Genomic DNA, 12420 nt, shown 5'->3' on the forward strand with positions numbered 1-12420 from the left:
CGGCGAACCCCTTGCTGCGGTCCTGGGTCAGCGGCAGCGTCGCGATGCCCTGGATCTCCAGGATCACCGGGTTGGACACACCCTTGTCCTTCAGCATCTTGCCGATGAAGGTGCCCGCGGCCACGCCCATGCCGTAATTGTCCCCCCCGATCCAGGTGCGGTACGAGAGCTTGTCGGGGAAGACCCGGTCGACGTTGATCACCGGGATGCCGGCGTCCATCGCCTTGCGAGCCACCTGGTTCAACTGCTCACCATCATTGGGCAGGATCACCAGCGCACTCACCTTGGCGGCGATCAACGACTCCACCGCCGAGATCTGCTGGTTGATGTCATTGGTCGGCTCGACCGGCTTGAACTCCACATCGGAGTACTTCTTCGCCGCGTCCTGCGCGTTCTTGGTGATCGCCGCGATCCAGCCATGGTCGGCCGCCGGCGCCGAGAACCCGATGACCACCTTCTCGCCGGGCTTGTCGTTGTCCGTCCCCGCCGCCGCGGCGGCCTGGGTGGCGGCGGTGGAGGGCGCGGCGGCCGGCTCGTTGCTCGTGCAGGCGCTCACCAGGGCGCCGGCGCCGACGACGGCGCCGCTCACCAGGAAACCGCGCCGGCCTACGTTCTTTTCCATGATCTCTCCTTTGGGTGCAGCTGATCGCGTGCGCGATCCGGCCGCGAAGCCTTCGCCGCGAAGCGGAGAGGGCTCCGCGGTTTCAGGTGCCTGTCGCCAGGCTTCGCCGCTGCAACAGCACGGCGACGACGATGATGATCCCCTTGGCGATGAGCTGGTCGCTGGTGTTCAGCCCGTTCAGGATGAACAGGTTGGTGATCAACGTGAAGATCAGCAGCCCGAGGATGGAGCCGATGATGCTCCCCCGGCCGCCGGTGAGGAGCGTGCCGCCGATGATGACCGCGGCGATCGCGTCCAGTTCGTACAGATCGCCGTGCGTCGACGAACCGGTCGTCGTCCTGGCCATGATCAGTACCGCCGCGATGCCGCAGCACAGGCCGGACAGCACGTACAGCAGCACGGTGTGGCGGCGCACGTCGATGCCCGCCAGGCGCGCGGCCTCGGGGTTGCCGCCGACCGCGTAGGTGCGCCTGCCGAAGGTGGTGCGGTTCAGCAGGATCCAGCCCAGCAGCACGACGACGGCGAAGATGTACACCAGCACGGGCAGGCCGAGAACCCGCGTCGTGGACAGCCCCACGATCGCGTCGTTGCCCTGCTGCACGAGCTGGGTCCTGCGGTCCGACATGCGCTGCGCCAGTCCGCGGGCGGCCACCAGCATCGCCAGCGTGGCGATGAACGGCACCATCCGCCCGTAGGCGATCAGCAGCCCGTTGACCAGGCCGGCGCCGGCGCCCACCAGGACGGCGCACACGATCATCACGAACGGGCCGTAGGCCTGCGTGGCCAGCGTGGTGGCCCACACCGAGGCCAGCGCCATCAGGGCGCCGACCGACAGGTCGATGCCGCCGCCGATGATCACGAAGGTCATGCCGACGGTGATCACGCCGATGGTCGCGGTCAGCGACAGCACGCTCACCAGGTTGGACCCGGTGCCGAAGGCGTCGGGCACCGTCACCATGCCCACCGCCGCCAGCAACGCGAGCGCGATGATCAGTCCGAGATGGGGGATCGCCCCCAGGCGGTTCAGCGTCGTCGTGCCAGAGGCGGGTCCGCCGGTCCGTGACCGGCCGGTCGTCCCCTGTTCGTCCACCGCGGGCTTCAGGGAGTCGCTCACGCCGGTCTTCCTTCCATGATCATGTCGAGGACGTTGTGTTCGTCGAGGTCCCGGGCGTCGCTCTCGTGGATCACGCGCCCCTCCCGGATGACCAGCACCCGGTCGGCCAGGCCGAGCACCTCGGGGACCTCGCTGGAGACCAGCAGCACGCCGATCCCCTCGTCGGCCAGCTTCCTGATGACGGCGTACAGCTCCGCCCGGGCCCCGACGTCGACGCCGCGGGTCGGCTCGTCGAGCAGCAGCAGCCTGCGGCCGTTGATCAGCCAGCGCGCCAGCACCGCCTTCTGCTGGTTGCCGCCGGACAGGTTCTTGATCGGCCGTTCCAGGTGAGGGGGGCGGATGCCCAGGTCCTCGACCTGGCGCCAGGCGTCGGACGCCTCCCGGCGGCGGTCCATCCAGCCGAACCTGGCGTAGCGGCCGAGGCTGCTCAGCGAGATGTTGCGCATGACGCTCTGGTCGAGCAGCAGCGCCTGGGCCTTGCGCTCCTCGGGAGCGAGCCCCATGCCGGCCCGCACGGCGCGGGTGGTGCTGCCACCCCTCACCGGGACACCCTCCACGACGACCCGGCCCGCGGCGCGACGGGCTCCGTAGACCGCTTCGATGATCTCCGAGCGGCCCGACCCCACCAGCCCGGCCAGCCCGACGATCTCCCCGGCGCGCACGGTGAGCGACACGTCCCTGACCCGGCCGGGGACGCTCAGCCCTTCCACGCGCAGGATCTCCGGACGGCCTTCGTGGCTGCCGGACGCGGGCCGGGGCGGGAAGACGTGCTCGACGTTGCGGCCGGTCATGAGCGAGACCACCTGCGAGGTGGGCGTCTGCTTGGCCGGCAGTCCGACCGCGACCGTGCGCCCGTCCTTCAGGACCGTCACCCGGTCGCCGATCTCGCGGATCTCCTCCAGCCGGTGCGAGATGTAGATCACCGCCACGCCGCGCGCGGTGAGGTCGCGGATGATCCGGAACAGGTTGGCCACCTCGTCGTGGGCCAGGGCCGCCGACGGCTCGTCCATCACGATCAACCGGGTGTCGTACGACAGCGCCCGCGCCATGCTGACCACCTGCTTGGCCGCGGGCGCCAGCCGGCCCACCTCGGTCGCCGGGCGGATCTCGCCGTGGCCGAGCCCGCTCAGCAACTCCCGGGCGGCGCGGTTGACCTCGCCCTGGCTGACGAACCCCATCCGGGCCGGCTCGTGGCCGAGGAAGATGTTCTCGGCCACGCTCAGCCCGTCGACCAGGTCCAGTTCCTGGTAGATCGTGGAGACGCCCAGCCTGATCGCGGCGGTCGGACTGGTCAGGCGAACCGATTCGCCCCCGAAGGTGATGGTGCCCTCGTCCGGCTGGTGCGCTCCGGCCAGCACCTTGATGAGGGTCGACTTGCCCGCGCCGTTCTGGCCGAGCAGGCAGTGCACCTCCCCGGCGCGGACGTCGAGGTCGACGCCGTCGAGGGCGCGCACGCCGGGGAACTGCTTGACGATTCCTCGCATGACGAGGAGAGAAGCCGAGTCGGGAGATGACCGCGGCACGGGGAGCCTCCGGGGGTGTGTCTGGACGGCCGAGCGGGGAGAGGGGATCCCGTTCGCCGGCCGGGTCAGACGGCACGACTGGGACGGCACCGAAGTCGGCGAGGACGGTGACGTCACAGCTCTGACCGGCGGCCGGCGAACGGGACGCTTGGTGAAGGGCGGTGAGGACTGAAGGGAAGCGTCAGGGTGCGGTGGTGGTCGTTGCCTTCCGTGCCAGGGATCTACGAGTGGCGGATCGCGATGGTGGTGGGGTCGGACAGCACCCGCTGGATGACGACGTTGACCGCGCCCCGTGCGGCCGCGCCGAAGCCCAGGGTGGAGGCGAGGAAGCGGCAGCGGCCGGTGACGGCGGTCATGCCCAGCCCGTCCAACTCCGTCTGCGCGACGGGGATGAGCCGGTCGGCGAGCCGGGCGAAGTATCCGCCCAGCACGACGGCCCGCGGGTTGAACAGGTTGATCAGCAGCGCGGTTCCGCGCCCGAGCCACCGGCCCACCTCGGTGATGGCGGCGTCGACCCGGGGATCTCCTTCGGCCCGCCGTTGGTCGATCTCCGCCAGTCGCTCCTCGGGATCGCGCAGGAGGTGCCGGTCGGTGCCGTAGGCGTGGTCGGGGACCGCCATCCGCACCAGCGCCGCCAACCCCACCTTGGTCTCCCAGCAGCCGGTCCTGCCGCAGCCGCACGGCTCGCCCGACGGGTCGACCACGACGTGGCCGACCTCGCCCGCGAACCCGTCCGCTCCGCTCAGAGGACGGCCGCCGGAGATGATGCCGCAGCCCACACCGACCTCCCCGGTGAGGTAGACCAGGTCGGGCGTGCCCATGGCGACCCCTGAGGTGTACTCGGCCAGCGCGGCGAGGTTGGCGTCGTTGTCGATGGTGACGGGCACCCGCGCGGAGATGCCGGCGGACTTCAGCCGGTCGACCACCGGCACCTGGTGCCAGCCGAGGTTGGGGGCGACGACGACGGTGCCCGTGGCGGCGTTCACCAGTCCGGGGATGGCCACGGTGATCCCCGCCAGCGCGACTCCGAGCCGGTCGAGGTCCGTGACGGCCTTGTCGATCACCTGGGAGAGCTTGCCGAGGGAGCGGCCGGGGCCGGCCCCCATCGCGTCGAAGCCGATCCTGCGGTCGATGAGCACCCGTCCCGCCAGGTCGGTGGCGAACGCGGCGACGTAGTCGACGTTCACCTCCACTCCGAGGGCGCCGACCCTCGCGCCGTCGAGGGTGAGCGCGAGGCTCGGCCGCCCGACGGAGCCCGCGTGCTGCGGCCCGATCTCCTTGATCAGTCCCCGCGCCTGCAACTCCCCCACCAGGCTGGTGATGGTGGTCTTGTTCAGGCCGGTCTCGACGGCGACCGCCGACCGGGAGCATTGCCCGCGTTCGCTGACATGGCGAAGCACCAGGGAGAGGTTGGAACGGCGAACCGTGGTCTGGTCGGCGGGAAGCCCCGCCGGTCGGCCGAGACCCCTCGGTTCGACGAGGCGGCCGTCGGGCTGGTTGTGCTCCACGGCCCTCCCTTAATTGATTCGCATGGCTCGCCGAATTAAAGACATACACACCCGGATGAGACAAGCGGCGAGGGGCGACGAGCTGTGTAACGTTCCCGTAACGCGAGGTTTTTTGCTGCTGACCTGCCGTTCTCCGGCGCGATGCCAACTCGTTACCTCGCAATGGAGTGCATACCGGACATCTCCGTGTTACAAACCTCATTAATTGATCACAGAGATAAACGAAGGGCGGTGACCGCGTGACCCAGGACCCCCGCCTTATCCGCGCGGCGAGCGGCACCGCCCCGCCCACGAGCGCCACCGCACTGCGCAGGGCCAACCTGTCATCGGTGCTGCGGCAGCTTCGCGACCATGTGTCACGTTCCAGAGCCGACATCGCCGAGGCGACCGGCCTGCACCGGGCCACGGTCTCCAACCTCGTGGCCGAGCTCCTCGAATGGGACCTGGTGCGGGAAGTGGGCATCGAGCACGTCGGCGCGGTCGGCCGTCCCCGGCGGGCCGTGGCGCTGCACGGCGCCCACGTCGGCGCGCTGGGACTGGAGATCAACGTCGACTACATCTCGGTCCACGGCCGCGACCTCAGCGGTCACGTCCTGGTGGAGCGCCGGGTCAGCTTCGACGCGGTGGGCAGCGGCGCCGACAGGTCACTGCGCCGGCTCGGCCTGGTCGCCCGGGAGGCCATCGAGGCGATGAAGCGGGCCGGGGCCGTCCCGGCCGGCGTCGCGGTGGCGATCCCGGCCCTGGTCGACGTCGCGTGCGGCGTCGTGAGGTTCGCGCCCAACCTCGACTGGCACGACCTGCCGCTGGCCGATCGGCTGTCCTCCGCGCTCGGCCCGCTCAGCGTGCCGGTGATGGTGGACAACGACGCCAACCTGGCGGCTCTGGCCGAGTACACCTCGGGCGTCGCCGCCGGCACGCCGCACATGGTCTACCTCACCGGCGAGGTCGGCGTGGGCGGCGGGATCATCGTCGACGGCAGGCTGCTGCGCGGCGCGGACGGCTTCTCCGGGGAGGTGGGGCACCTGCCCGTCGACCCGGCCGGCGCCCGCTGCGGATGCGGGCGGCACGGCTGCTGGGAGACCAAGGTGGGCCTCGCGGCGCTGGCGCGTGCGGCGATGCCCGAGCAGGCGTACACGCTGCCCGGCCTCCCGGTGTCCGACCCGGAGGAACGGGCGACGGAGATCGCCCGGAGGCTGGCCGCGGGCGACCGCGACATGCTGGAGGCGGTCACGCAGGTCGGACGGTGGCTCGGGCTCGGCGGCTCGATCGTGGCCAACCTGTTCAACCCGCGCGTGATCGTCGTCGGCGGCTACTTCGCCACGCTGGCCGAGTGGCTGCTGCCGCACGCCCAGGCGGAGCTGGAGCGGCTCGTCGTGGCCGGCCCCGCCCCCCAGTGCAGATTCATCGCCTCTGATCTAGGTTTCGGCGCCGCGTCCCGCGGCGCCGCGAGCATGGTGGTCAACCACCTCATCGACGACCCAACGACGATCATGAGTTCCTTACCCAGGCCGGCGGTTCCCTGACGGCCTCCCAGTACCTGGAGACGGCACATCTCCAGTCACCGCAGTGTCCATCTCAGCAAGCGGCAACAAGCGCGGCGGCGCGCGCCTTGCCTGACGTCCCCCCGGTCAGGAAAGGGTTTCCCATGTCACCACGTTCTCGAACGTGGGCCAGGCCGTTCACCGCGGTCCTGCCAGCAGATCACCGTCGTCTCATTCGGACGACGGCGGCGACGATGGCCCTCGCCCTCGTCCTCCCCATCCTCACCTTCCTGGTGTCCTCGCCGAGCGCCGCGAACGCCGAGAGCACGGCGAGCGCCGCGGCCCCCGACTTCAAGGTCCTGGTCTTCTCCAAGACCACCGGCTTCCGGCACGACGCGATCCCCGAGGGCATCGCGGCCGTCCAGAAGCTCGGCCAGGAGAACAACTTCGCGGTCGACACGACCGAGGACAGCACCAAGTTCACCGACGAGAACCTGGCGCAGTACCAGGCCGTCATCTTCATGTCCACGACCGGCGACCCGCTGGGCACGCAGGACCAGAAGGACGCCTTCCAGCGCTACATCCAGGCCGGCGGCGGTTACGCCGGTGTCCACGCCGCCTCCGACAGCGGCTACAACTGGGCGTGGTACGGCAAGCTGGTCGGCGCGTACTTCAAGCAGCACCCGGCCATCCAGCAGGCAACCGTCAAGGTCGAGGACCCGGCGCACCCCTCCACCCAGGGGCTGCCGACGTCGTGGACCCGCACCGACGAGTGGTACGACTACCAGTCCAACCCCCGCGGCACCGTGCACGTGCTGGCGTCGATGGACGAGAAGTCCTACACCGGCGCCACCATGGGCATCGACCACCCGACGGTGTGGTGCCAGGACTACGACGGCGGCCGCTCCTGGTACACCGGCCTCGGCCACACCAAGGAGAGCTACGCCGAGCCGAACTTCCTGAAGATGCTGCTCGGCGGCATCGAGACCGCCGCGGGCGCCGTGAAGGCCGACTGCTCGGCCTCGCAGAGCGACAGCTTCGACAAGGTCAGCCTCGACGAGAACACCTCCAACCCGATGATGCTGGACGTGGCCAAGGACGGCCGGGTCTTCTACATCGACCGGCTGGGCGACGTCAAGATCATCAAGACCAGCGGCGGCTCCGTCACGGCCGGTCACCTGAACGTCTTCACCGCCAACGAGAGCGGCCTGCTCGGACTGGCGCTGGACCCGGCGTTCGACACCAACCACTGGCTGTACCTGTACCACTCGCCGGCGGGTGAGAACGTCGACCGGCTCAGCCGGTTCACGGTCACCGGGGACACCCTCGACATGTCCAGCGAGAAGAAGATCATGGACGTGCCGGTGCAGCGGGCCGAGTGCTGCCACCACGGCGGCGGCATGGTGATCGACGCCAAGACCGGCGACCTGTGGCTCGCCACCGGTGACAACACCAACCCGTTCGCCTCGGACGGCTACGCGCCGCTCGACGAGCAGGCGGGCCGGTCCTCCTGGGACTCCCAGCGCAGCGCCGGCAACACCAACAGCCTGAGCGGCAAGCTGCTGCGCATCCACCCCGAGACCAACGGCACCTACACCGTCCCCTCCGGCAACCTGTTCCCCGCGGGAACGGCGAAGACCAAGCCCGAGATCTACGGCATGGGCTTCCGCAATCCGTTCCGCATGGGCCTCGACCCGAAGACGGGCCGTCCCATGGTCGCCGAGTACGGCCCGGACGCCAACTCCGCGAACGCCAACCGCGGTCCGGAGAACACCGTCGAGTGGAACCTGGTCACCAAGCCGGGCAACTACGGCTGGCCGTACTGCAACGGCAACAACAAGCCGTTCGTCGACTACAACTTCGCGACCAAGACCTCCGGAGCGCCGTTCAACTGCGACGCGCCGGTCAACGACTCGCCCAACAACGACGGCCTGACCAACCTGCCGCCGGTGATCCCGGCGACGGTCTGGTACCACTACAACACCGACGCGCAGAACTTCCCCGAGCTGCACGGCGGGGCGCCGATGGGCGGACCGGTCTACCGGTACAACCCCGACCTGCAGTCGGCCACCAAGTGGCCGGCGTACTGGGACGGCAAGGCGATCTTCGGTGAGTGGAACAACAACCAGATGTTCTCGTTCCAGCTCGACGAGAACGGCGCCAAGCTGGTCAAGATCAACCAGATCCTCAAGACCCTGAGCTTCAAGAAGCCCATGGACATGAAGTTCGGCCCCGACGGTGCGCTGTACCTCATCGAGTGGGGATCGGGCTTCGGCGGCGACAACGCCGACTCGGGGGTCTACCGCGTCGACTACACCAAGGGCGTGCGCCCGCCGGTCGCCCGCGTCTCGGCCGACAAGACCGACGGCCCGGCGCCGCTGACCGTGCAGTTCTCCAGCGAGGGCTCACGGGACCCGGACGGCAAGACCATCACCTACGCGTGGGACTTCGACGCCGACGGCACGACCGACTCGACCGACCCCAACCCGTCGTACACCTACACCAAGGCGGGCAATTACAGCGCGGTCCTGACGATCACCAACCCCGAGGGCGTCACCGCCAATGCCAGCGTGCCGATCGTCGCGGGCAACACCCGCCCGACCGTCACCCTGCTCCCGCCGCCGGACGGAGGCTTCTTCGAGTTCGGTGACCAGGTGAAGTACAAGGTCGCCGTCACCGACCCCGAGGACGGGGACATCGACTGTGACAAGGTCCAGGTCCAGGCGTTCCTCGGTCACGACAGCCACTCCCACCCCCTCGACCAGCACACCGGTTGCGAGGGTGTGCTGCAGACGCTCACCGACAACGGTCACGGAATCGACGACAACCTCTTCTACGTGATCGAGGCCACCTACGCCGACAAGGGCGGCGCCGGCGGCGCGGCCAAGTCCCTCACCGGACGCGGCCAGGTCATCCTGCAGCCCAAGCGCAAGCAGGCCGAGCACTTCACCCAGACCGGCCGCGCCGCGGGCGGCACGGGCACCGACGCCCCGGGCGTCCAGGTGGAGGACACCACCGACCCGCAGGGCGGCACCAAGAACATCGGCAACATCCAGGACGGCGACTGGTGGTCCTACTCCCCGGTGTACCTGGGGAACATCAGCGCGGTCCGGCTGCGCGTCTCGTCGGCCACCTCCGGCGGCACCGTCCAGGTGCGGCTGGGCGACCCGGTGAACGGACAGCTGATCGGATCGGCCGACGTGCAGGGCACCGGAGGCTGGCAGACGTTCACCGACGTCACGATCAACCTGACCGACGCCCCGGCGCAGACCGGGACGCTGTACTTCGTCGTGCGCAAGCCGGCGAGCGCGGCCAACGACGCCTTCCTGATCAACGCCAACTGGGTCGACTTCATCGGCAAGGGCGTCACCGAGAACCAGCGCCCGCTGGTCACCGCGTCGGCGAAGCCCACGACGGGAACCTCTCCGCTGAAGGTCGACTTCACCGCGACGGCGACCGACCCCGACGGCGACGAGCCGCTCACCTACAAGTGGAACTTCGGCGTGGCCGGGGCTCCGGAGCCGACGACCGCCGCGGCGAGCTACACCTACAACGCGCCGGGCACCTACACCGCGACGGTGTCGGTGACCGACACCAAGGGTGCGGTGGCCACCGCCAAGGTCACGGTCAAGGTGGACGCGCCGGCCACGCAGTGCTTCACCGGCCGCTCCGACGACTTCCTGGGGACCACGCTCGACCGTGACCGCTGGTCGGTCATCCGGGAGAACCAGGACCTCAAGGTCGTGGACGGCAAGCTCATCATCCCGACGTCCACCACCGACATCTACAGCGCGGGCGGCAACACGACCAACATCGTCGTGCAGCCGGCGCCGTCGGGGGCCTGGACGGCCACCACCAAGCTGACGATGAACGCCCGCGACCAGTACCAGCAGGCGGGCCTGATCATCTACGGCGACGACGACAACTACGCCAAGATGGTGCTGCAGGCGCGGGGCAACAACTCCCACGCCAACCGCGTCTTCCAGTTCATCCGGGAGGACAAGGGCGCCCCCAACGAGGTCACGGCGAGCAACTCCGCCCAGCTCGGGGACACCTATCCCGACACGGTGTACGTGCGGTTCGTCAGCGACGGCACCAACATCACCGCCCACTACTCCTCCGACGGCGTCACCTTCACGGCCATGTCGCAGACCAAGCCGCTCGCCGGGATGACCAACCCGAAGATCGGTTTCCTCTCGCTGGCCGGCGCCAACCACCCGGTGGTGGACGCGGCGTTCGACTGGTTCCAGATCACGCCGGACGACAAGGCCACCAGGCCGGGCACGGACGACGAGTTCGACGGGACCTCCCTCGACGGCTGCCGCTGGGACGCCTCGGTGCGCCCCGACCCCACCGCGGCGCGGGTGACCGGCGGCAACCTGGAGATCGACACCCAGGCGGGTGACATCTACGGGACCGGCAACAGCTCGCCGAAGAACTTCATCCTGCAGCCGGCGCCGGAGGGCGACTGGACGCTGGAGACCAAGCTCGACGGATCGGCTATCAGCGAGCAGTACCACCAGGGTGGTCTGATCGTCTACACCGGTGACGACGACTACGTGAAGTTCGACCTGGTCGCCGACAGCACCCCCGGCTCGGCGGTCGCCCGCCGTCTGGAGTTGCGCAGCGAGGTCGGCGGCGCCGTGCAGGACCCGCAGCCGCAGCTGGGCAATGTCACCAGCGGCGTGTGGTGGCTGCGCCTGGTGAAGAAGGGTGACGCCTTCAGCGGGTTCTACTCCGCCGACGGCACCACCTGGACCGAGATCGCCGCGAACACCCCGGTGCGCAACAGCGTGGTGGCCAACGGCGGCAAGATCGGCCTGTTCGCCTTCGGCGCGAGCCAGACCAAGTCCGCGACCGTCAAGTTCGACTACTTCCACCTCTCCAAGGTGGTCGAGCAGTCCGACAAGACGGCCCCGGTGACGAGCGCCACGACCGACCCGGCGCAGCCGGACAGCGGCTGGTTCACCGCGTCGGCGCAGGTCACGCTGACCGCCGCCGACGAGGAGAACGGCAGCGGGGTCGACCGTACCGAGTACCAGCTGGACGGCGGCGCCTGGACCGCCTACACCGAGGCGATCGTCGTCTCCGGTGACGGCGCGCACACCCTCGCCTACCGTTCCGCCGACAAGGCGGGCAACGTCGAGGACGCCAAGACCCTCGAGGTCAAGGTGGACACCACGGCTCCGACGACCACCGCGGCGTCCGCTCCGGCGAACGACGACGGCTGGCACAACGGCGCCGTGCCGGTGACCCTGACCGCGGCGGACCAGGCGTCCGGCGTGGCCTCCACCGAGTACTCGCTGGACAAGGGCGCCTGGACGCCGTACACCACGGTCGTCGACATCTCCGGTGAGGGACAGCACGAGCTGCAGTACCGATCGACCGACAAGGCCGGCAACGTCGAGGACGTCAAGGCCGTGACGGTCAAGATCGACACCAAGGCCCCGACCGTCATGGTCACCGGGGTCGCCAACGGCGCCCAGTACGGCGACAGCCAGGACCTGAAGGTCGCCTGGCAGGCCATCGACAACGGGTCCGGCCTGAAGTCGGTCACCGGCACGCTGGACGGCCAGACGATCACCTCCGGGACCGTCGTCGCGCTGTACCCGCTGTCGCTGGCCGAGCACACGCTCACCGTCACCGCCGTCAACAAGGCCGGCAACACCACGGCACAGACGGTGAAGTTCACCATCGCCACCTCTACCGCCGAGATCGGCCGGTTGATCGACCGCTTCGAGAAGGAGAAGAAGCTCGACCGCAAGGCCGCCGAGAAGCTGCAGAAGGCGATCGCCGAGGTCCGCAAGGCCGAGGACGACAACGGCCACGGCCACGGCCACGGCGACAAGGGCAAGGGCAAGGACCAGAACAACGACAAGAAGATCGTCAAGGCTCTGGAGGACTTCAAGAAGGTCGTCAACGACAAGAAGGTCGTCAAGGACGCGCAGGTCCGCACCACGCTCGTGCGTGACGCGGACACGCTGATCGTCCGGTACGGCGGCACGCCGAAGAACTGATCACCAGCGGGGCCCCGGCCCCCAGGGGCGCCGGGCCACCGGAAGGAGACCCGGTGCCCCGCTGAACCCAGGGTGCCCCGTGACACGCGTCACGGGGCACCCGCCCCACTATCCCCCGAAAGCGCCCTGAGGAGGTGGCGGTCATCGGCCAGAAC

General features: G+C 69.4%; 6 protein-coding genes. 2 read left to right on the forward strand and 4 right to left on the reverse strand.

The features are described 5' to 3' along the window. The 4 genes from ACWEN6_RS32235 to ACWEN6_RS32250 all read right to left on the reverse strand — a co-directional run. The coding region (locus ACWEN6_RS32235; protein ID WP_452575523.1) for a substrate-binding domain-containing protein at positions 1-622 on the reverse strand (622 nt) is incomplete at its 3' end. An 82-nt stretch (positions 623-704) separates the two neighbouring features. After that, complete coding sequence (locus ACWEN6_RS32240) at positions 705-1736, reverse strand: ABC transporter permease (protein ID WP_354852060.1); 1032 nt, start codon at positions 1734-1736, stop codon at positions 705-707. Next, positions 1733-3220 (reverse strand): sugar ABC transporter ATP-binding protein, encoded by a 1488-nt coding sequence (locus tag ACWEN6_RS32245; RefSeq protein WP_452575525.1) that lies wholly within the window; start codon positions 3218-3220, stop codon positions 1733-1735. Before ACWEN6_RS32245 ends, ACWEN6_RS32240 begins: the two co-directional genes overlap by 4 nt. Before the next feature lie 260 nt (positions 3221-3480). Beyond that, positions 3481-4767, reverse strand: a complete 1287-nt coding sequence (locus ACWEN6_RS32250) for an ROK family protein (protein ID WP_452575527.1) — start codon at positions 4765-4767, stop codon at positions 3481-3483. A gap of 239 nt (positions 4768-5006) precedes the next feature. Here ACWEN6_RS32250 and ACWEN6_RS32255 point away from each other — a divergent pair, with 239 nt between their 5' ends. Continuing rightward, positions 5007-6290 carry an ROK family protein gene (locus tag ACWEN6_RS32255; protein ID WP_452575529.1) on the forward strand — a complete coding sequence of 428 codons (1284 nt, stop codon included), beginning with the start codon at positions 5007-5009 and terminating at the stop codon, positions 6288-6290. A gap of 212 nt (positions 6291-6502) precedes the next feature. Beyond that, positions 6503-12265: a ThuA domain-containing protein gene (locus ACWEN6_RS32260; RefSeq protein WP_452575531.1), complete on the forward strand. Its 5763-nt coding sequence runs from the start codon at positions 6503-6505 to the stop codon at positions 12263-12265. The last annotated feature ends 155 nt before the right edge of the window (positions 12266-12420 follow it).

The organism is Sphaerisporangium sp. NPDC004334, from assembly GCF_053602655.1.